This window comes from Vibrio sp. 99K-1, from assembly GCF_013114585.1.
GTDB lineage: Bacteria > Pseudomonadota > Gammaproteobacteria > Enterobacterales > Vibrionaceae > Vibrio > Vibrio chagasii_B.
The window spans coordinates 185,738-207,810 of sequence record NZ_VTXF01000004.1 but is presented as its reverse complement, the minus strand read 5'-3'; the positions used below and the strand labels follow the sequence as shown (position 1 = coordinate 207,810).

Genomic DNA, 22,073 nt, shown 5'->3' with positions numbered 1-22,073 from the left:
TACTATTTCATCAAACTGTAAAAATTCAGTCTATTTTATGTGATTTTACTCATAAATGTATGTTCATGTTTTTGTTGTTTTTATTGTTAATCGCTGTACAATTTGTACTTAGTTAATCATTACGGAAACTGGCAATGAAAAGAGAACAAACGATTGATAAGCTCTATCAGCTAGCCGAACAAACTCAACAAGTTCAGGCTGACCGAATTGAGATTATTTTGGAAGAGCGAAGTGATGAGCATTTTCCGCCTATGTCTAAGGCTATGATGGAGACTCGTTCTGGTTTAACTCGTCGTAAATTGGATGAAGCTATCACTAAGCTTGAGGCGGAAGGCCATCAGTTTACGAAGAATAATGCCAACCATTACTCGATTTCATTGACCGAAGCTCACATGCTAATGGACGCGGCTGAAGTGCCAAAGTTCCACCAACGTAAACAGCATGCGGGCAATAAGCCATGGATTATCAATGTACAGAACCAAAAGGGTGGTACGGGTAAATCAATGACAGCGGTTCATTTAGCGGCATGTTTATCTTTGAATCTTGATAAGCGTTACCGCATCTGTCTGATCGATTTAGATCCACAAGGCTCACTGCGTTTGTTCCTAAACCCACAAATTAGTGGTGCTGAGCACGATAGCATTTATTCTGCTGTTGATATCATGCTGGACAACGTGCCTGAAGGCCAAGAGGTTGACCAAGAATTTCTGCGCAAAAATGTATTGTTGCCAACACAATATCCAAACCTAAAGACGATTTCTGCGTTCCCAGAAGATGCAATGTTTAATGCTGAAGCGTGGCAAAGCCTTTCTCAAGATCAGTCTTTAGACATTGTTCGTCTTTTAAAAGAGAAGCTTATCGATAAAATCGCGGACGATTTTGATGTGATTATGATTGATACTGGCCCTCACGTAGACCCACTTGTATGGAACGCAATGTACGCGTCTAACGCACTGTTGATTCCATGTGCGGCGAAGCGTTTGGACTGGGCTTCAACGGTTAACTTCTTCCAGCACTTACCAACCGTCTACGAAATGTTCCCGGACGATTGGAAAGGGCTTGAATTTGTTCGTCTGATGCCAACCATGTTTGAAGACGACAACAAGAAACAGGTATCAGTACTGACTGAAATGAACTACCTGTTGAATGACCAAGTCATGATGGCAACCATTCCAAGAAGCCGCGCATTCGAGACTTGCGCAGATACTTACAGCACGGTTTTCGACCTTACTGTGAGTGATTTTGAAGGTGGTAAGAAGACTCTGGCTGTCGCTCAAGACGCGGTACAAAAAAGTGCTCTAGAATTAGAGCGAGTATTACATAGCAACTGGCCTTCACTTAATCAGGGATAACAAGAATGGCAATTAAAACATCTGACTTAAATGCAAAGCTATTTGGTAAGGCGAACAAACGTCGTGTTGCTACGCCTCAAGAAGCGCAAACGGCTGCTAAAGAACAGGCTCAAGTGATCGAGCTTTCTGTTGCTGGCGAAGATTTAGTTTCATTTGAATTGGTTCGAATTCCTGCTTCTGAAGTAGCAACTCGCACCGTTGTTTTTGAAGAGAATGCTCGTGAGCAATCTTTCCTAAACGAACATGCTCTTTCTGATGTTCTGACAACATTGAAAGAACGCGGTCAGCAATATCCAGCAGTTGGTCGTAAAAACAAAGACGGTAAGATTGAAGTTCTTGATGGTAGCCGTCGTCGTATGTCGTGTATTTTGGCTGACAAAGAGTTCCTTATCTATGTTGCTGAAAACATTAACGGCGAACACGCTAAGTTCTTATCTGACGTTGCAAATGCTCATAAACCACTTTCTCTGTACGAGAAGGGGAAAGAGATGCAAGCCAAGCTTGATAAAGGCGAAGCTGAAGACCAAAAAGCGCTAGCAAAAATGTTCCAATGCAGTGAGGCGCTAGTAAGTGGTGCATTGAAAGCAGCCGCTTTACCACTGGAATTACTGCAAGCTTACCCAAATGTGAGTGATCTTGGTCGCCCAACAATTGTTAAACTGCATAAACAATTCAGCGGCCTGACTGACGACCAACAACAATCACTACTGACTAAGTGTGATGCGTCTGAAGGCTTTGTGTGGCAGCGCAGCGAAGCACAAGGTGTAACTCGTTTAACTAAAGACGTAACGGAAACACTAGAAGGTTGGATTCTTGAACTGGCTCCTGCGCCAGCGAAAAAAGCATCACCTAAAGTTGAGCTTATCAAAGGTCGTGCTTCATACAGCCGCAAGGGCTCAAATCTAGCGCTAAACCTGAAGAAAGTTGACGATGCAACGATGCAAGAAATCCTAGCTTTCGTGCAATCGAAACTCGACTAAGTAAATTTCTTTCCAAACTTCTCTAAAGCCGCTTTATGCGGCTTTTTATTTGGCTGTGATAAACTGTGTTTAGATGAATCTGGACACAAATTATGACAAGCCTAACCAACACGTTTCTGTATACACTTTCCGATATCGCCCAACATAATGACCACCGTTACGGCGTGGTGTTTAATGGCAGTGCGACATGGCAAAATTCCGCTATCTCTACCTATCTAATTGGCGCAAACACACAAAGTGTTTTCCAAATCGGTGGCACTCCGTTTGAAGGGGTAATGCATGCACCAGTAAAGAAAGGTCAGCAACTTCTCGGTCGCGAATGCCAAGTGTTGGTGTGTGATTTTAGAGAGCAGTTTGATGCAAACGGTTTTAGCGCTGCGCTTGGTTCGTTAGTGGGAGGTGGATTATTGTTGGTGCTGCCACCAAACATAAAAGATCCTGAACACACCGAAGAATCGGCGTTTGGTGAATGTTGGCTCAAAACTCATTTTGATAAACTCATCTCAGTTTCCCAAAGCGATGAAGCGTCGGGATTGAAGTGCAGTTATGATTCGCTTCCGCAAAAACGCATTGAAGCAACCCGTCTAAATCGATTTGAGCAGCAGAATATTGCTGTTGAGTCGGTCAAGAAAGTGGTGTCTGGTCATCGAAAGCGTCCTTTGATTTTAACTGCAGACAGAGGCCGTGGTAAAAGCTCGACGTTAGGTATTGCAGCAGCGCAGCTTTTGGCTGAACGTCCAGGATTCAACATTGTTGTGACAGCTCCATCTGTTAAGGCCATTGAGCCTGTTTTTGCGCATGCGCAGCAAAGACTCGACGGTTGTGAAGTTCTTAATGCCACTCATGTTTGCTACCAAGGTGGCAGCCTTAGATTTGTCGCGCCAGACGAATTACTAAAATCCAAGCCTGATTGCGATCTGTTGTTGGTTGATGAAGCAGCGGCGATTCCCATTCCAATGTTGAAGTCTATGGTTGATAGTTATCACCGTATGGTTTTTTCAACCACGGTTCATGGCTATGAAGGGAGCGGTCGAGGTTTCGGAATCAAATTCGAAGCATGGCTTTCTAAGCATCGCCCAGGCTGGAAAGGATACAGACTTGAACAGCCTATCCGTTGGAATAATAACGACCCGCTTGAAGCTTGGTTGTTTGATTGTTTCTTACTTGGTGCAGCCTCATCAATTGATACGGCAGAGCACAAAGTTGAAGTGCTTTCTAATGAGAAACTCAACTCACTAAGTTTGGTCGAGTTATCCAAGCAAGATTGTTTAGCTAACCCAAGTAAGCTCCATCAATGTTTCTCTCTGCTGGTTGATGCTCATTATCAAACATCTCCAAATGACCTGATTCAGTTCCTAAGCAACTCTGCGATTCAATTGTACGCCGTGTGGCAGCAAGAAGAGTGTTTGGGTTGTATGTTGGTCACGCAAGAGGGTGGGTTAGACAGTGAATTGATTTCCCAGATTCAAATTGGAAAACGCAGACCACAAGGTCATCTTGCTCCTGTGTTGTTAGCTAATCAACTTGGAGCCACACAAGCAGCAACGAACCACTGTATCAGAGTGATGCGTATTGCTGTATCAACACGTCATCAAGGTTTTGGTATTGGCAGTTGGATGTTGGATAAGTTGTCGCAACACATCGAACAAGCCGACTACTTAGCGACGAGTTTCGGCGCGACCAGTGATTTGATTGCATTCTGGCGTAACAACGATTTTGCTCCAGTACATATTGGCCATCAGCGTGATCAGGCAAGTGGTTGTCACTCTGTGCTAATGGTTAAGCCTCTTAATGCCAATTCTGAAAGTTGGGTCAGCCAACTTCTGCAACATTTTGAGCGCAGCTTTTGTTTTGTCGTTTCGGGTTCACTAGCCTCTCTTGAAGTCGATATGGTGCGTGCACTGCTGCCAACTTATTGTGAATCAATCTGCGAGCTTGAAGCCCAACTTATCAAGAACTATGTTGATGGAGGCAATAGTTACGACAGCATCGGCTACAGCGTGTTGAAGTTGGTGCTTATTAGTAATGCACGTCAAGCTCAGGTAGTCCCCCTCGATTCTACGAATTTTGCTTATTCTTTCGTTTCTGATTTGTTGCTTGCTAAAGTCGTTCAACAGAAAGGGTGGGGGAGCTGTGTTGAACAGTTTAACTTTATTGGGCGTAAGCAAGCAGAGGCTCAATTTCGAAAAGATGTCGAAGCCTTACTCGCTAATTTACAGTGTAAATAGCGACAGCCGATTTCAAACGAGATTTACAGTGTAAATTAGAAGGTTGAATTTACACTGTAAACTGCTTCTTACCTTCTTACCTTCAAGCCACAAAGCCCATTTCCGATTTCATTGTCTCCGTTTCTTGTCGAGCTAAGGCAAGTCGCCACGTTAGCGAAGCGTAAAACTCCAAATTACAACGTTCAGAGAATAATGCTTTTTATCGGTAAAGGTGAGGCAAATCATAAAATGGGTAAGTCTTAATTATGAGTCATCTTTGCAATAACGAAAGTAAGTGATGTGACGCTGATTATTATAATGTGACGATTCTAAGCTCAGATTGATTTATATAGACTGAATAACAACTGAGTCATTAGGGATACTCAATTCGAATGTGGGATAACATCGTTACACTGTCGGAAGATAAGCAACAAGTGATGGCACGTCTGCCGTCAGGGTTTGTGGTCGACGCAAGCTTTGACAATAAGACACTGCCACCAGCCTTGGAAGCGATAGACGCATCAAGCTATTTTCTTTTAGAAGAAGAAGTGCTGCGTTTTGTCTCTCTTGCTAAAGAAGGTAAAGGGGAAGCTTACGAAGGGGTTCTGCTTGCTGAAGTTCGTGATGCCAGTGTAGAGGTGCAATTATCAGATGACGAGATGTTAGCGAGTCTTGTTGTCACAGGTCCATACCGCGGAAACCCACTGCGTGGTAGTGACATCATTCATTGCCTTGCTCAGGCCCATATCACGAAAGGGATTAACAAGTTAGCTCTAAGAAAAGTCTTGATGATGAGCAGTAAACTTAGGCCTGGTGAAAAGTTTACTCAACCTGTCGCCAAAGGTACTCAGCCGGTCAGGGGCAAGGACGCTAAGTTTGCAGCACTTGTAGAAGACATTACACGCCAAGTTCTTAAGCCCCGTAGTAAAGACGAAGGCAAGATTGATATGCGGGATTTGGGAGAAACCATCACCGTTGGATTGAATGATCAACTGATGAAGCGTACTCCCGCGACCAAAGGCGTCGCTGGCTTTACGGTCCAAGGTCGAGTCATCCCACCAACCCCTGGACAAGACAGTTTAATCAAGCCTGGCAAAGGCACTTACATTTCTCCAGACGATCCCAATCTATTACTCGCTTCCCACCCTGGTTTACCCATCATTAAAGATCGCACCATCGAAGTCGATGATGCTCTGTGTGTCAGTAATGTCGATGTCACGACTGGGCACGTAAAGTTTAAAGGTAATGTGTTTGTCTCTGGCAACATTGAACCAGGAATGGTTGTGAAAGCCACGGGCAGCATTACCGTCGGCGGCTTTATTGAATCAGCAGAAGTTCAGGCTCAAGGTGATATTAAAGTTGCGAAAGGTATTATCGGCCACACAACCAAAGAGGGAGAGCCGAAAAGCTGTAAGGTATTTAGCAAAGGCTCTATCACGGCAAGCTATGCCCAAAACGCCGAGTTACAGACAGCGAGCGATATTCGCCTTGGTGTACACAGTATGAGTAATGAAATTCGCTGTGGTAACAACCTTATCGTGATGGACTCTCTCAAGAAGCACGGCACACTCAGTGGCGGTGAAGCGAAAGTCGGTGGTAAGGTGGAGTGCGTTTTCTTGGGCGTTGAGGGGGATACTGCTACTAAGGTTCATGGTTTTGCTCGTTATGATGGATACCGACAGAAGATTGCTGAGCTCAAGGAAATCTACAAACACGCTCAAGAACAGACTATGGACGTGATTCGCCAAGAGCTCGAGTTTAAGAAACTACCTAAAGCAGAGCGAAGCGAAGAACAAGCGTTACAAATAGAGCAGCAGCGCGAGAAGAACAATCACGCCATAGAAAGCACTAAACAAAAGCTGGATACTCTGGAAGCGGAATTTGAAACGAACCTTGCGGAGTGTACAGTCGAAGCACACGAAAAGGTTTATACACGAGTCACCGTGCAGTTTGGTGATGAAACTGTGACGACCAAGCGCACCCATGGGGGAAGTGTGTTTTCCTTCAATCAATACGAGATTCAATGTTCCTTTAAGATGGAACAAGAAGACATTTCACTATAAAGGGCGTCAGTGTGCGGCGCCTCTATAAAAACATCCTCATCGCAACAGCTCTTTAATCAGAAGACCACACCGAACGAATATCTGGCCATCCCCAATTAGTGAGTGCGACATCTTCTAAGACACCTTGAAAGCGTAATGTTTGCGTGTGATGAAACATTGGGGCAATCCAGTACTCACTGACTAACGTTGAGGCGATCGGTTCTAGCGCTGTTAGGTAATCTTCTAACGGAGTGCTCGCTCTTAGATTTTCTAATTGTTGATCAAGCCAGTTGGCATTTGTCTCTCCTAGAGTGTGGTACAGCACGTTATTGCAGTAGAAATTAGAAAACGCTGAAGCATGACGGTTATCGTCTAAATTGATATTCGTTAAGATCAGTGTCTCATCGAGTGTGCCGCTGTTCGCTTTTTCACTCAACTCCCGATAGGAGTACATCACCATTTCAACCACACAGTTGTGCTCGGCAAGTACTGAAGAAATAGCCCGAGCGCATCGGCGCAGCGCTGTGTAGTTGTATCCAGCAATGGTAATGGTTTTTGGTAGCGCGCTGAATTCACCAAATGGGCGTAAAACGGGGTTCCAAACAGGTAATAAGTTGTTGGCAACGACACTGCCGTAATGAATCTTCTCTTTCTGGAATACTTCGAGCAGTCGCTGCGGTTGGATCAATTCCGTAATACAACAGCGTTGGGCACGTGTTAACGGATGCTTTGCATGATGGTTGAATAACGCGAACAAGCAGCCGTCTTCAGTGCGACTGTGTTGACTTGAGTGAGTCGCATTGGGTGTTTGTATTGAGACTTCAATACCGCTTGTCGTTTCAGATACTTGGATCGGTGCATTACTGGATAGCGACGGGTTCTCCATTTTTTCGTCGTTGACACTCCAAATCGTGACTAAGTCGACTAACATGCGACACGAATAGTAGCCATCGAACGCTTGCAACTTAAGTTTATTTTTATCGTGTTCGATCACCGAAAATGGCCCACTACCAATCACCGAATTATTGTTTGCCATGTTCACTTGGCTCGGCGGCTGAATACCGTATTTGACTCCGGATATAAGGCCTGCAAACCCTTGATCTGGCTTGCTTAGTGTAAATACCACTTTCAGTGGATGTGGGGCGCTGATATCGCTGACATGCGCGAGCTCTTTTTGATAATAGGGAAGGGCACAGAGTTTAGCAAAGAGGCTCACAATGGTATCAGCGTCAATTGGCTCGTCGTTGTGGAACGTAAGCCCGGGACGAAGGTGGAATGTCCATTGATAGCTCGCTTCGTCATAGCGCCAGTGGTGAGCGAGTTCTGGTTTGATAACGCCATTGTCATGGCTGGATACCAAGCAGCAATACACCTGACGCAAGAAGAAGCGCTCGCTACAGCGGTGTAATTGGTGTGGCACAATGCGCTCGAACATGCGCTTGTATGTGAGTTGGATACTGACACGGCCTTCCTGAACAGAAGCCCCTGACGTGGTTTTCAGCAGGCGGCCAAACGTTGCTTCGTCTTCATCAACAATAGCCAAAGCTTTCTCATACTTGCCTTGTTGGATTCTCTCTAGAGCAAGGCTCTCTTTGAGTGCGCCTAATTCGATATTTAACAGTAGCGAAGATCGTTGGTTTCGGCCGGCTTTAGGTAGCCAGGTTAACCACGCTAGTTCTTGCATTTGTGATAACAGGTTGCGAGCATGTCGAGGAGAAGTACACAGTAAATCAGCCACTTCCTGAACTGTGGTTTTCATTTCGCTACCGACACCCATGGGTGCGATTCGCTGATAATACCTAAGCAGGTTGAGATTAGACACCAAGAGCCCTTTGTTAATGGATAGCCTGGTATTTTACTCAACTTAACTTCGAGAAAATAAGAAAATGTTCAGTTACTTTGTTCCCCTTTTGTCACGGTTTAAGGGAATAAAAAAGGGGAGCATTCGCTCCCCTTTGGTGATTGTGTTGATGACAGGCTTTAGCTAACTGCTCTTACGCGACCTTGTTTTAGATCGGACAGAACCTTCGCTTTCGGACCATCAGCTATTATGCAGCCTTTCTCCATTACGATCACTCGATCGACAATGTCCAACATCGACGTTTTGTGTGTAATCAGAATTAACGTCTCGCTTGGTAGCAATTGGTTTAGTTGGTGTTTGATGTGCATCTCTGAACGGTTATCCATAGCACTGGTCGGTTCATCCATTAACAATACTGGCGGGCGTCCTAGAAAGGCTCTCGCAATGGCAATTGACTGGCGTTGACCACCAGAAAGCAAACCACCACCTTCACCCACTTGGCGCTCTAGACCGGCAGGATCTTGCTGAGTAAAGGCTGTCACACCGGCACGGTTCGCTGCATCCATCACATCACGATCGTCCACCAAAGGGCGGCCTAGAGTAATGTTATCTCTGACTGAACCATAGAATAGGTTACTGTCTTGCGGTACACAGCCTATATTGCGTCGTACGTCGACATGGTGAAGTTGATCCATATCGGTATCATCAATGCGTACATGGCCTTCTGTGGGCTTGTACAGGCCCATAATCAGGCGTTCTAGGGTTGTTTTACCTGAACCAATACGACCGATGATCGCCACCTTCTCGCCAGGTGTGATGGTCAGGCTGAGATCTCGCACTGAAGCGACGGGGGAATCAGGGTAGTGGAAAGTCACTTTATCTAGCGCAATATGACCTTGGATGATTGGTCGGTGAATGTAGCGCTTACCTTCCTCCTGCTCATCAGGCATCGACATCACTTGCTCAATCAGCGTCATTGAAGATTTGGCTTGGTTGTAACGTGTAGAAAGCAGCGACAATTGAACAAGAGGACCAATCGCACGGCCGCTCAACATGGTTGCAGCGATCAAACCACCCATTGTCAGTTCGCCTTCAGCAATTAGATACACACCAAAAATGATCATCCCTACATTGGTACTCTGCTGAACAAAGCCTGCGGTGTTTTGGATGCTGTCGGTAATGCGTCGGCTTTTAATATTCCAGTTCGCCATGTGAGCAACGGCTTCTTCCCAACGGAATTGGAACTGGCTCTGTGCGCTGAATAGTTTAACGGTTTCTAGGCCCGCCAAACTTTCAATCAAGTTTGCGTATTTCTGAGAGGCTAGGCGTGAACCTTCTTCAATGGTGCGACGCAATGGACCTTGAATCAGCAACGCGTAGATGATCAGAATCACAACGCCCGCGACTGGAACGAACACTAAGTTACCCGCCATTAACCAGATTAAGGCGAGGAACATGATGGCGAAGGGTAAGTCGATCAGAGAGCCGATCGTCGCCGAGGTAAAGAATTCTCGAATTGACTCAAACTCTTGCAAGTTCTTCGCGAAGGCACCAACTGAAGCTGGTTTTGCTTCCATACGAATGCCAAGTACCTTACTGAACAATTTAGATGAAATCAGGATATCTGATTTTTTTCCTGCGACGTCGATGAAGTAACTACGCATCAATTTTAAGAGTAGATCGAACAGGAAGACTACGAAGATACCGCTCGCTAATACCCACAAGGTTTCAAATGCGAGGTTGGGTACTACTTTGTCGTACACCAAACGCGTAAACATCGGTGCAGCAATCGCGAAAATGTTGATAAGAATTGATGCGATCAAAACATCACGATAGATGTTTTTCGATTCCCAAATGGTGCTCCAAAACCAGTGACCTTTGCGTGTTTTCAGAACTTCTGGTGAACGCTCGTCATAGCGGAACTGCTTTTTCACTAAGAAGTAGCGGCCAATGAACTGCTCTTTAAGTTCGGCAACAGGAATGATGATTGGCACCATTCCACTCTCAGCAGTGATGATTTCAGCTTCTTGTTTTTCAAGGTCGATGCTGTTGAGCACACACGCTTCGCCCTGCTTTAGCAATAATACCGCCGGCAAAATTAGGTGTGGGATGTTATCTAAGTCGGAACGGTTTTCTTTTGCCACTAGCCCCGCACGTTCTGCCGAACGTGGGAACAGGAAAGGGGTTAGCTTTCCGTCTGATAGTGGCAACCCATTGACCAACGCCTCAGGCGAGTTCGCTAACCCGTAATATCGGCTAACGTAGATCAATGAGTTCAATAGTGGATCTTGCATGCGATATAACCCTTACAACTATTTATCAACAATGAAGCCTTGGAACACTTCTACGTAGTTATCAGACAAGATATCTAACTGAGTCTGAGTTTCGATTCGAGATGCGATGGTGGTGACACCAAGGTTATGAGCCGTTCGTGAAATCGATGTGAGCGTGAATTTCTGCTTCTCATCGTCCAAGTTATGCGTGAACAGGTAATCCAGTTTCACGTAGCTAGGACGGTACTCGTTGATGTAGTCCAGTGATTGGAAGTTACGTCCGTAGTTATCGACACCAAACATCGCTTCAGCATTACGAATGGTGTTACACAATAGTGCCGTGTAGTGCGGAACGTTGATGAAACAGTTTTCTGGGATCTCAAAGTGCAGCAGGTGAGCGACTGAAGCGTTTTGCTCAAGCGTTTTACCAATCCAACGGATAAAGCTTGGTTGAGAAATACTGCTTGGTGAGATATTGATTGCGATTGGGCTGGTCACCTCTTGTGCTGTTAGCTTCTCAATCATCTTCTCGATAACGTATTGGTCGAGAATGTGGCTCATTTCAAGCTGTTCTAGTGCGTATAGGTACTGGTTGGCACCGTAACGAATGCCATCTTTCTCAATCGCAGAGAACACCTCTTGGTGATAGGTTTTGCCAAACGCATTGTTTGCAGCTTGTAGGCGGAATGTCACAAGGTCATTGATGATCGCCTCTTCAACCAACATACGCCATTGTTGTTTACCCATTACTGCGCCATGGTCGTCAGCAGTGACGTAGCCGTAAGCGAGTTCACGGTTCGCTTTAGCACTAGACAGCGCGTTATCGACCAGTGACATGATTTCGGTGCTGGTTTTACGTTTGTTGCTGTACGTTACACCCAATGCAATGTGTGGATTTGCCATGCCTGTAGGATCTGAACCTAGGCTTTGAATACAGTTGACGATGCTGCCTGCGACTAGTTTAAGTTCGCTTTCATCAATGTTTGGCATAATGAAACCAAACTCGTCACTAGAAATACGTGCGATGGTGATATCTGGCGATGAGATGGAAGCTTGCAGTTGTTCTGCCAATTGATGAACTAACGCATCACCTTCTTGGTAACCTTTCTCGTCGTACTCTTCACTGATAAATTCCGCTTTCAGTACTGCAAGACCACCTAAACTCGACTCTTCTAACCACTGATTTAATTGCGACATGTAGTAAGCGCGATTACCCAGCTGAGAAACCGGGTCAATGTACGCTCTTTCGCGCAGTTTCTGAGCTTCTTTCGCTTGGTTTTTAAAGGCTTGTTCAACTTGAGTCGACATGTGATTGATACCATCAACCACCAAGATCAGATCCTTTGTTTTAGGACGTGTTAATGGCTCACCGAATTGGTTCTTAGCGATCTGATCCATTTTGGTGATGATCATCGATAGTGGGCGTAGTGCTCGCTTAAGGATCCATGAAATCGAGATCAAGCCGAGTAAGAAGATCACACCAAAGATGCTTAATAAGCGGGTAAAGGCTTGCCACAGTTGATCATAGGCCGGGCCTGGATGGCTGACGATCTCTACCTCAGCAAGTTGCATCCAGCCGCTGGTGATCACTCGGCGATCATGAACGGGTTCAAATAGGTTGAGATTGGTAAACCAATGGGGCACGCCCGAAGGCTTTACAGGGTATGAACGGATGATGTCTTCACCGCTGTCGAGAAAAATTAATCGTACGACCGAGTAAGAACTGCCATCAAACAGAGCGTTGATAACAGACTCTACCGATACCTTGTCCTTTTCTTCAAGGTAAGGGGCAAGAGCCAGTCCAACAGTATTAATGGTATTACTTACTTCAGAGCGTTGCTGCTCCTCTAAGTATCCACGAGTAGTATTGAATTCGATCATAAAGACTGACGTCATCAGTAATATGAACACCGCAACCATCCCGACCACAAGCTGTTTATATAAAGTCATTGTACCTACTCATCGTAATTGATAATGGGTTTGTTTAATTTTAGAGAGCGCTCACGGGAACGTAAGTCGTTCCATAAGCTCAATCTTGAAGATTTCCCTGCTAGCTTGCCGCTGCCTGCTGCCGACTTGATTAACCAAAGGTTTTTACCGTTGAAACTGTAAATTGGTCGTAGGTCAGGGCGCTTAGAACCGCGCTTTATCTCAGGGTTTAAGTTATCCAAAATTAGTGGCTCTGCACTCGGTGTGGAGTAGTAAGCCAACACCATGTGGAATTGGTTTAGCTCTAGTGCTTTTACGTACACTAATCGCAATTTCTTATCTGGAACGCCTAGTTCAAGCAGAGAGAAGTATTTGGCAATGGTGAAGTCTTCACAGTCGCCTGCGTTACTGCCTAAAAATTCCAGCGGGGTCGCCCAGTAGTCGTTTTTTCCCCACAGAATGCTGTCGTCGACAAAGTACATCTGATTGAAGAACTGATTAACTGACGTGAGTTTCTCTTTTTCGCTTAAACCATCGTATGACGTCATATTTGAACGCCAGGTTGCCACACGTTTTCCGGCTCTCTCACCGTAGGTCTGCGTGACCGCATCGATCCACCTTTGGTCGTTCTTATTGAGAGCGACAGAAGTAAAAGAGGTGAGGACGAGCAGTAACAGCGATATTCGAGACTTCATAGCCTCAGCTCTTGTTGGTTCACTATGTATTGAAAGGCATTGTTAACCATCAAACGTCCTTACTCTTTCAGTGCGTTGTTTTGTGCACTGAGGATAGGTTTCAACATGTACTCAAGTACGGTTCTTTTACCCGTGATGATATCGACCGAGGCTGTCATACCTGGAATGATTGGCAGCTCTTCGTTTTGTCCAAAATTATGTTTCTCGGTACGTACACGCACGATGTAAAAGCTGTTGCCTTCTTCATCTTGTGTCGTATCGGCGCTGATGTGTTCCAACACACCTTCTAAGCCACCATATTTAGTGAAATCATAAGCACTGAACTTAACAATGGCGGTCAGTTCTGGGCGCAGGAATGCGATGTCTTGTGGGGCAATTTTTGCTTCAACCAGCAAGGAGTCTTCGGTCGGTACAATCTCAACGATGTCCATACCTGGCTGGATTACGCCACCCACGGTATTGATACCTAACGTTTTAACGGTGCCGGTTACTGGAGAAACGACAACTGTACGGTTTACTCTGTCTTCGAGGCCAACCGCAGATTCAGTCAGTGCCGAGAGTTTATCTTGTGCTTGGTTGAGCTTTTCTTGCTGTTCAGAGCGGAAGTTGAGTGCCGCATCGATACGGCTGAGCATGGCTTCTTTGATTGCAGAGCGTAGCAGAGGGATTTTAAGCTCACTTGAGGTCATTTCTCGGCGAGTATCGTTGACTTGTCGTTGCAGCTTAAGCAATTCAATTCTTGGTACCACGCCTTCGTCGGCAAGCGGTTTGGTGATGTCCAGTTCTTGGCGAGCAAATTGGTAACTCTGCTTTAGGTTTCGCACACGCGCTTTGATCTCGACAAGGTCTTGTTGTTTCTGTTCAACTTGTTGATCAAAAACGGAAAGTTGGTTTTTAAGGTTGTTTAAATCTTGGCGGTACTCTGCTTTTTGACGATTGACCAGATCAGGTTGAACCTCGTAGAACTTAGGTGGGAAAGCGAGCTTTCCATAATCGAGAGTGACACTTTTCTTCCACTCTTTTTCGTTAAAGTCTTCATTGATTACTACGCTGGTTAACGAGGCGGAAAGCATCAATACGTTGGCAGTTAAGTTGGCAACTTGCTGTTCACGTTCACGGAAGTCAGAGCGGAATCGAGTGTCGTCGATCAATAGCAGTTGTTGGCCTTTTTGAACCTGTTGTCCTTCTTTAACTAAGATCTCTTTAACTAAGCCCCCCTCGAGGTTTTGCACCACTTGGATCTGGGAAGAGGGGATCACTTTGCCCTGCCCGACAGTAACCTTGTCGATCTCCGCCCAAGCGGACCACCCAATAGCAGCAATAAAGAACAGAACGATCATCCACAACATGATACGCGCACTGGTCGGCGTATTGAGTAGTAGTGCCGCGGTTTTATCGTCGACGTACTCAAGTTCGGTTTCGTTCAATTTGCTGAAATTCTTCTGGCTCATAACAGTCCTTGTTTGCTGAATAAAAGTGCAAGCCTATTGAGTGTATTCTTACTTTTGATAAATGTTAAGAAATTGCTCCTTTAAATATTTGAATTTATATATTTTTTAACTCTTATCTGTTTTTGAAATCTGTTTTGTCGAGTTGGTGCTTTCTTAGCTTGTCATAGAGGGTTTTCCTCGACACTTGCAGCTCTTGTTGTACGTCTTTTAAGCGCCCTTGATGACGATGCAGTGCTTCTATCAAGAGGATTTGTTCAAAGCTGTCGGTACGTTGGCTTAATGACTGTTGTTGTTCTTCAATATTGACGTCTAGCGAACCGTCATCCGCTTGTTCTGGACTGTCTGCTTGACCTGACTCTTGATTGTCGAGTGCTGGTTGCTTCACCTGAGTTAGCACGCGCAGCTCGGCATGTTGACGAAGCTGGCGAATGTTTTCGCCCCAGTGAGTGGTTATCAAGCGTTGAATCTCTTTCTCTGTGATTACCGGCGGAGGCAACTGATAACGACTTGCTGCACCTCGCGCAAAGTGTTTGAACAAAGACCCGATATCTTCCGTTCTTTGTGCTAATGGTAATAGATTAAATCGACGCAGCTCATTTGTAATTGTAGTCGGTACTACTGTAGTTGCGATAATGATACAAGTTGCATTGGTCTTGCATGAGTTTTCACGAAGTAGAGTCGGTTTTAGAGCCGCTAACCACTGCCATTGTTGTGAAGTTAATGCTTCTGTTTCATGAATATAGAGCGTTCCACCTTGATGCTTTTGGAATAATTGAACCACGAATTGGTGAAATGTCGATTCGTCATTGCGCGGTAAATTAAATGCAGCAATCGGACAAAGCTCCGCTGTTGGTTGGCTGTGTAAATCGTGGGTGTACTGCGCAGTGATGCGTTTGCCAGTGCCTATGTCGCCAACAAACAGTAATAGCGGGTTCTGTTTGCAATCTAAGGTGATTAATTCGCGGCGTAATGTCTGCATTGATTGAGACTGACCAATCAGTTTTGGGCCAACCTGATTCTGCATCGCGAGCTCTTTTCTAAGCAGGTTGTTTTCTTCAACCAAGGCGAGCTTATCTGCTGCTTTTCTTACTGCGGTAAGCAGGGCATCAACCACGAATGGTTTTTCTAGAAAATCATAAGCACCGGACTTCATCGCCGAAACGGCGGTTTGCACATCGCCGTGTCCAGTCAGTACGATGATTTGAAAATTCGGATTTTGACTCAACAGCTTTTGCGTAAATTGAATGCCATCCATCACTGGCATGTGAATATCGGTGATCACAATGCCTGCTTGCGTGATATTAATCTGCTTGAGAGCCTCAATCGCATTAGGTAAGCAGACAATGTCGATACCTTCAATGAGCATGGCTTGTTCTACTGAGTCGCGAATTGCGGGTTCATCATCGACAAAGTAGAGTTTAGGCATAGAGTGCAAGTGTTGAGTCCTTAATGTTGAAGAAAGCTATTAATAACAATCCTTTAGCCTTTGTTTTGGTACAGTGGAATATTCAGAGAGAATACCATGCCTGAAGGCTCGAGCTGGCTTGCGCTGATCGTGCCGTGATAGGCTTCAATGATTCGCTTCGATATCGAAAGTCCGAGCCCTAATCCTTCAGGCTTAGTGGTAAAAAACGGGTCGAACAAATGTTCCAGTTTGTCGCTGGCGATACCAATCCCGTTATCCCAAATGATCAGTTGGCAGGCATCATTATTAAGCTGCCACTCTACGCCGATTTGAGGAATGGTCGGTTGCTTCCCTTCTTGAGTTTCCAAGTCGTTTTGAAGTACTACTTGTTGTGTGGCTTGTTGCGAAAGCGCTTGTGTCGCATTGTGCATCAGGTTAACCAACACTTGCTCAAGCTCGGTTGGGTGAATCGCGATGTTAATGTCATCTGCCACGGTACTTAATCTTAGGGTGATGCCTTGTTTGATCATCAGCGCACTGAGAATGCTGGTGGCATTGTTGATCGCTTGATGCAGATTCGCCACATGATGTTCTTGCTTGGTTACCTTGCGCGTAAATACCTTAAGGCGTGCAATGATCTCGGTAATCGAAGTGTTTAGCGCGATCATTTTATCCAGATTGCTTTTTACTAAGTCTGAGCGTCCCATCTCAAGCAGCTTGACGCTGTTTTCGCTATAGGTTCTAAGCGCAGCAAGTGGTTGATTGATTTCATGATTAATACTGGCTGACAGCTCACCCAGCACGGCTAACTTAGCGGTTTGCGTTAGCTCTCGCTCTGTCTGTTTTAACTTCAATTGAGACTCTTGATATTGAAAGAGTGTCTGTTGAAGTTGTTGATTGGATTGCTTTAGATATTGAGTTCGCTTATCTACGGTTTGCTCTAGGTTCTGATTGAGTTCAGTCAGTGCCACTTTCGCGAGGTAGGTTTGGCGCCACGACCAAGCAATCAGCATGACTAAGCTGTAAATCACAATGAAGATAACGTCGATCTGCAGCACCTTGAGCAGTTCGGATCTTGTGTCCTTGATAGCCACAACTTGGTACTGGTTGTCACTGGTAGCGGCAGGGTACAGGTTAAAATTTCCAAGTTTAAATAACTGGTTTGCAGTGAGCGCTTTGCTTGCATCGGTTGTTTGGCTCGAAGAGTTAAACGCATCAATGATCGAAATTTTGTTTTGACCGTATTGGCGTTGCGCTGCGATATCTTGCTGCTGTTGATCCGTTAATGGTAGTAATGAGTGATAAAGCCAAGGTACCTGACTAGAGAGAAACACCACTTGGTTGGAATCAAGTACCACAATCTCAAAGTCGTCGCTAGTTAGAATGTTTTCTAGGTTTTCTAAGCTTACTTTCACCGTGATAACGCCTACGATGTCATCGTCGATATAAAGTGGTGAAGATAAGAAATAGCCTCGCACATCAGAGCGAGCGCCGAGTGCGACATATTGGGTTTTATGGCCTTTTATTGCAGAGGCAAAGTAGGGGCGAAACGCGAAGTTTTCGCCAACGAAAGTTCGAGGCTTTCGATAGTTACTTGATGCAACCACTGTGCCGCTCGGATCGTGGATATAGATGGTATCGGCTTGGCTTTGCCCCGACCACTCGAATAACAAGGTGTTGAGTTCAGCTGTGGAGATTTTGTCGCTCTTTGGTGATTCATCAAAGTAAGACAGCAGGCGTGGGTCGTGGCTGAGCAAGTCAGGTATTTGTTTGAACTTATCCAATTCAGAATCGATCTGGAGGTTGGCTTTGTTCGCCGCTTCATTGAGTTGTTGTGTGACAACTTGCTCTTGGTATTGACCGGCCAAAAAGTGAGTAGCAGTTAGCCCTGCCGTTCCCAGTATCAATGAGAAAAATACAAAAGGCGTGATCAGGTTAGACAGTTTTTTAGACACGAGAAACTCAAGTTACAATCAGTTTACATATAGACTATCAATATGACGGTTAGCGTACCGAGATCTCGTTAACACAGAGCACCTTCAATGAGACAAAACCAAGGCTTAGACTTGTGTTTCAAAGGATTACAGAGCAGAATCACAAAAAAATTAAAAGGAGCAACCAAATGGAACTGACAGACATTCGTCGTGAATACGCTCAGGGTGGATTGAGACGTAAAGACTTAGCCGCAGACCCAATTGACCAATTTAACCTTTGGTTAGAGCAAGCGATTGAAGCTAAGTTGATGGATCCGACGGCAATGACAGTGGCGACGGTTGATGAAAATGGACAGCCATTCCAACGTATTGTTTTGCTGAAGAATGTTGATAAAGATGGTTTCGTTTTTTACACCAACCTAGGTAGCCGCAAAGCGCAGCAACTTGAGCATAGCAGCAAGATCAGTTTGCACTTCCCTTGGCATCCGTTAGAGCGACAAGTTCATATTACTGGTACCGCTGAAAAGCTGACGGCGATGGAAAACATGAAGTACTTCTCGTCTCGTCCAAAAGAGAGCCAATTGGCAGCTATCGCAAGTAAGCAAAGTAGCCGTATCTCTGCACGTGGCATCTTAGAAGGCAAATATCTAGAGCTTAAACAGAAGTTTGCGAAAGGCGAGATTCCGGTTCCTTCTTTCTGGGGTGGTTTCCGAGTGCGCGTCGATAGCATTGAATTTTGGCAAGGTGGTGAGCACCGTCTGCATGATCGCTTCTTGTTCTCACGCCAAGACAACAGCTGGGACATTGATCGCCTAGCGCCATAGTTTGAGTTTGTTGGACTCAGCAGTAAAGACAGTAAAATTAGGAAGATACCGTTGATCTTGTGTTCATCCACATCAACGGTATTTTTTTGTCTGTCTTTTTATCTCTATGGGCGCTGTGAGTCGTTAATCAGTCGCTGTGTAGAACCACTGAGATCTGTTTCTTGAGTAAGGTTTCAGGAATCACAGAGCCTAATCCTGAATCCAATGCATACTCGATTAACTGACTCTTACTACGTGCATCGAACTTTTGCTTTAGTCTAGCGACATGCCCCTCGACCGTCTTGATTGAGATGTTCAATGTCAATGCAATGTATTGAGGCTTCTTACCGAAAAGCAGTAAGAACAGTACCTCTGATTCACGTGAGGTCAGTTTCTTTTGCAGTTTAGACACTCGCGGAGTTGAGCCTGCGATTGATGCTTGATTGTCTTTGGCGCAAGTTGCCTGACACACCCAGTGACCCACTTCTAAAATCGCTGTGTCTGTGAGTTCTTGCCCATAGAAGATAGTGCCTTGCACGTTGTCGTTGTCATCAAGCCAAGGCGTTTTGGTGAAGATATGGGCGTGCCAGCGTCCATCCGGGTAGGGGTGAATATCAAGGATTTTAAGCGTCGAGCGCGTTTCCATTACATGCTTGTCTTGCGCTCTAAAGTCTTGTGCGCATTCGATGGTTTGGCTCGGCATATCGAAGTCCGTCAAGCCGGTACAACTCTCGCCCGGCTTCAAACCGATCAATTGGTTGTAAGCGAGGTTTGCGTATACGAAAACAGAGTCAGTATTTTTACAGCCCCAGCAGCCTGGAAGTTGTTCGAATAAAGAACGATGTATGGGGTTTAGTGGTTCTGGCAAGGTTTTCTCTCGTGTGTTGCGATGTTGCAATGATATCAGTTTACTATTGCTCTGCAATGGCAATTACAGGTTGGAGTACGTGTAGAAAAGGCTGGGTGAGTTTTCGTTAATCAAAGTGCTGAATAACTGCGTGATTCACGGATGATAGGTCGGCGAACTGCGTGTTCAATAGGCAAAAAAAAGCCAGCCTGAAGAGGGGCTGGCCAAAGACAAGTTATGCCTTGTCGACATGTAGAAGATTTTCAGCTTAATTTACGAGGGTCAGGTAAATTAAGCTGAGGCATCAGTTAGATACCCAGAGTGACTTACTACTCTATCGACGAATTTACTCCTAGGCGTACCTATGCATAAGGGGGGAATTCCCCTATAAACACGATTCAATGCGATAAATGAGAGCCTAGAGTAAATATTTTAAAGTAATGGGCGAGCTATCGAGAGCTTACAGCTCTCGTAACACTCTAAAGCCGAGGTAGTTGGCTGCTGTTGAAGGCGCAACGTATAGCTCGTTAAATGCTTTGGCCTCTTCAGGAGAGAAGCTCCACGCGCCACCTTTGGCTAGGCCCTTTTGAACGGTTGTCCACTCCCATACATTGCCGACCATGTCGTAGAAGCCCGTTGGTGTTGGCATGAATGATTTAACAGGAGACGTACTGACGTTTGACCAAGGTGTACCAGCCCAGCCTGTATTCGCTTTACCTGTGCGGAATTCGTTACCCCACCAGAAGTTGGTGTCTTGGCCTGCTCTTGCTGCGGCCTCCCACTCTTGTGGTGTAGGAAGGCGATACGTGAAGCCTGTGCTCTCAGATAACCAACGAGTGTAGGCTATCGCATCATTCTGACTGACACAAACTACTGGAGAGTTGTCAGCTTGTTTGAAGCCCGGTTTCTGCCAGTCATTGTCGGAGACTGAAGTAATCTCGGCATTGGTGAAGGTGTCGCAGGTGTTCATTAGCTCAGCATCTGTCTGGTAGCCTGTACTCTTTACGAACACTCTAAAATCTTGCACACGTGTCGGGGTCGCGGCTAATGCAAATGGCTGTTTTATTGTTACCTGCTTGGCACTGTTCTCACCCAGCAGGTAGCGACCAGAGCCGACTACAATCATTTCAGGGCTCTGAGTATTATCTTCCATCGGGTCCGCAAACTTGGTACCGACGTTTAACGTGTTTTGTTTAGCTTGTAATACCGCTCTTAGGTTGTGATCGCGAGTTATTTTTAGCTCTTGGTGGAAAGAAAGGTAACCTTCTTTCTCAATCGTCACCATGTGTGGGCCGGTTGGTAACATGATTTCAACAGGGGTGCTGCCGTAGTTAACGCCGTTGATTAACACTTTGTCGTTGTACTGATTTGAGCGAACCACTAAGTTGACCCAAGCGACCTCTTTTTGTTGGTCGTTGGCTTGTTGATCGGTTTGCGTGAAACAGTTAGACGATTGAATACCAAGTAGGCGGCAAGGTGTATTCTTATCCGGGCGAGTTTCTAGATTCGCAGCAATCACAGCTCTGTATCGGTTATCTTCTGAGAAACCAGAGGAAGTCACCTTGTGTTGTAGCACGTGGATATTCAGTGATGTCGATGCCAAGTGTTGTTTGACAGTTTTCGACTCTGTCGTGTTATCAACGAGGTTGTGTTGGAACTGTTTTACTGCTTTTTGAAGCGCTAGTGTTACCGTTTGATCAGCACATTGCGCCAATGTCATGTCGCTGCTGCAGCGGTTGGTAAAGCTGACCGTCTGCTCTTGTGTTTGGGTGATCTCGTTTCTGAGTCGATCGGCTCTTGCTCTTAGCTTGTCTTGCTCTAGCTGCGCGATGGCTGTTTCTGTCGCTCTTTTCTCGGCTTGGATAGCTTCAAGCTCCATAGCCAAACCTTGCTGCTTCTGTTCTGAGTCAGAAACCGCAAGTTTGCCTTCTTTCACGGTTTTCCATGCGTCTTGGAAGTGATTTTGAGCCGTCGAGATATCGAAGTCTGGCTCATCAATCATGCGCGTATAATCTTGCTCTAGGCTTGCTTTGGCCGCTGCAAGTTTTTGTTCTGCTGCTACAGAGAGTTTAGCAAGACGTGCCGTTTGCTGTGCTTGGTTATCGACTTGATTTTGTTTGTCCGCGACTTTCTTTTCGATAGCCGTTAACTCGGCGTGCTTTTCGAAAAGCGAACTTTCAAGATCAGTAACAGAGGCGGCCGTGATTGCTGGTGGTGTTGCTTCAGCGAAAACAGCAGGTGTCATTAAGCAGGGAGCAAGTGCAAATAATAGAGTGGGAAAACCTTGGCGCATGATGGGCTACTTCAATCGTAATTTAGGTTAATCGACTATTCTAAACGACAACGCCATTTCG

At 45.5% G+C, this 22,073-nt stretch carries 14 protein-coding genes; 5 read left to right on the top strand and 9 right to left on the bottom strand.

What is annotated here, in order from left to right; all coding sequences use genetic code 11:
- Positions 1-134 precede the first annotated feature (134 nt).
- The 4 genes from F0228_RS04975 to F0228_RS04960 all read left to right on the top strand — a co-directional run bounded on the left by F0228_RS04975 (position 135) and on the right by F0228_RS04960 (position 6,602).
- On the top strand, positions 135-1,352 hold the full coding sequence (locus F0228_RS04975) for a ParA family protein (protein ID WP_008217969.1): 1,218 nt from the start codon (positions 135-137) through the stop codon (positions 1,350-1,352).
- Positions 1,353-1,357: 5 nt separating this feature from the next.
- Positions 1,358-2,332, top strand: a complete 975-nt coding sequence (locus F0228_RS04970; protein WP_102425412.1) for a ParB/RepB/Spo0J family partition protein — start codon at positions 1,358-1,360, stop codon at positions 2,330-2,332.
- Between the two features lie 92 nt (positions 2,333-2,424).
- The gene (locus tag F0228_RS04965) at positions 2,425-4,560 is read left to right on the top strand and encodes a GNAT family N-acetyltransferase (RefSeq protein WP_171761960.1); all 2,136 of its coding nucleotides are present in this window, start codon (positions 2,425-2,427) and stop codon (positions 4,558-4,560) included.
- Between the two features lie 371 nt (positions 4,561-4,931).
- Positions 4,932-6,602, top strand: coding sequence for a FapA family protein (locus F0228_RS04960; protein ID WP_171761959.1), 1,671 nt, complete (start codon positions 4,932-4,934; stop codon positions 6,600-6,602).
- 52 nt (positions 6,603-6,654) lie between these two features.
- Here F0228_RS04960 and F0228_RS04955 read toward each other — a convergent pair whose 3' ends face one another.
- The 7 genes from F0228_RS04955 to F0228_RS04925 form a co-directional block, all read right to left on the bottom strand.
- Positions 6,655-8,403, bottom strand: a complete 1,749-nt coding sequence (locus tag F0228_RS04955) for an SgrR family transcriptional regulator (RefSeq protein WP_171761958.1) — start codon at positions 8,401-8,403, stop codon at positions 6,655-6,657.
- Between the two features lie 158 nt (positions 8,404-8,561).
- A complete protein-coding gene (locus F0228_RS04950; protein ID WP_061031922.1) occupies positions 8,562-10,676 on the bottom strand; it encodes a type I secretion system permease/ATPase in 2,115 nt (704 codons plus the stop codon).
- 18 nt (positions 10,677-10,694) lie between these two features.
- Entirely contained in the window at positions 10,695-12,605 is a 1,911-nt protein-coding gene (locus F0228_RS04945) for a LapD/MoxY N-terminal periplasmic domain-containing protein (RefSeq protein ID WP_171761957.1), read from the bottom strand.
- 5 nt (positions 12,606-12,610) lie between these two features.
- Complete coding sequence (locus tag F0228_RS04940) at positions 12,611-13,279, bottom strand: transglutaminase-like cysteine peptidase (protein WP_061031924.1); 669 nt, start codon at positions 13,277-13,279, stop codon at positions 12,611-12,613.
- 59 nt (positions 13,280-13,338) lie between these two features.
- Entirely contained in the window at positions 13,339-14,730 is a 1,392-nt protein-coding gene (locus F0228_RS04935) for an HlyD family type I secretion periplasmic adaptor subunit (protein WP_008217986.1), read from the bottom strand.
- A 112-nt stretch (positions 14,731-14,842) separates the two neighbouring features.
- Positions 14,843-16,156 carry a response regulator gene (locus F0228_RS04930; protein ID WP_116871124.1) on the bottom strand — a complete coding sequence of 438 codons (1,314 nt, stop codon included), beginning with the start codon at positions 16,154-16,156 and terminating at the stop codon, positions 14,843-14,845.
- Between the two features lie 53 nt (positions 16,157-16,209).
- Positions 16,210-18,090, bottom strand: coding sequence for an ATP-binding protein (locus F0228_RS04925; RefSeq protein ID WP_171761956.1), 1,881 nt, complete (start codon positions 18,088-18,090; stop codon positions 16,210-16,212).
- Between the two features lie 167 nt (positions 18,091-18,257).
- On the opposite strand from F0228_RS04925, the gene pdxH reads away from it, so the two are divergent.
- Entirely contained in the window at positions 18,258-18,893 is a 636-nt protein-coding gene (pdxH, locus tag F0228_RS04920) for a pyridoxamine 5'-phosphate oxidase (protein ID WP_171730282.1), read from the top strand.
- A 127-nt stretch (positions 18,894-19,020) separates the two neighbouring features.
- On the opposite strand, the gene F0228_RS04915 is transcribed toward pdxH, so the two are convergent.
- Positions 19,021-19,770, bottom strand: a complete 750-nt coding sequence (locus F0228_RS04915) for a helix-turn-helix transcriptional regulator (RefSeq protein ID WP_171761955.1) — start codon at positions 19,768-19,770, stop codon at positions 19,021-19,023.
- A gap of 409 nt (positions 19,771-20,179) precedes the next feature.
- Positions 20,180-22,012 (bottom strand): formylglycine-generating enzyme family protein, encoded by a 1,833-nt coding sequence (locus F0228_RS04910; protein WP_171761954.1) that lies wholly within the window; start codon positions 22,010-22,012, stop codon positions 20,180-20,182.
- Between the last annotated feature and the right edge of the window lie 61 nt (positions 22,013-22,073).

What these genes read in the sequence shown, in the direction of transcription:
- F0228_RS04975 (WP_008217969.1), top strand. Translation starts at nt 135, where the DNA reads ATGAAAAGAGAACAAACGATTGATAAGCTCTATCAGCTAGCCGAACAA.
- F0228_RS04970 (WP_102425412.1), top strand. Translation starts at nt 1,358, where the DNA reads ATGGCAATTAAAACATCTGACTTAAATGCAAAGCTATTTGGTAAGGCG.
- F0228_RS04965 (WP_171761960.1), top strand. Translation starts at nt 2,425, where the DNA reads ATGACAAGCCTAACCAACACGTTTCTGTATACACTTTCCGATATCGCC.
- F0228_RS04960 (WP_171761959.1), top strand. Translation starts at nt 4,932, where the DNA reads ATGTGGGATAACATCGTTACACTGTCGGAAGATAAGCAACAAGTGATG.
- F0228_RS04950 (WP_061031922.1), bottom strand. Translation starts at nt 10,676, where the DNA reads ATGCAAGATCCACTATTGAACTCATTGATCTACGTTAGCCGATATTAC.
- F0228_RS04945 (WP_171761957.1), bottom strand. Translation starts at nt 12,605, where the DNA reads ATGACTTTATATAAACAGCTTGTGGTCGGGATGGTTGCGGTGTTCATA.
- F0228_RS04940 (WP_061031924.1), bottom strand. Translation starts at nt 13,279, where the DNA reads ATGAAGTCTCGAATATCGCTGTTACTGCTCGTCCTCACCTCTTTTACT.
- F0228_RS04935 (WP_008217986.1), bottom strand. Translation starts at nt 14,730, where the DNA reads ATGAGCCAGAAGAATTTCAGCAAATTGAACGAAACCGAACTTGAGTAC.
- F0228_RS04930 (WP_116871124.1), bottom strand. Translation starts at nt 16,156, where the DNA reads ATGCCTAAACTCTACTTTGTCGATGATGAACCCGCAATTCGCGACTCA.
- pdxH (WP_171730282.1), top strand. Translation starts at nt 18,258, where the DNA reads ATGGAACTGACAGACATTCGTCGTGAATACGCTCAGGGTGGATTGAGA.
- F0228_RS04910 (WP_171761954.1), bottom strand. Translation starts at nt 22,012, where the DNA reads ATGCGCCAAGGTTTTCCCACTCTATTATTTGCACTTGCTCCCTGCTTA.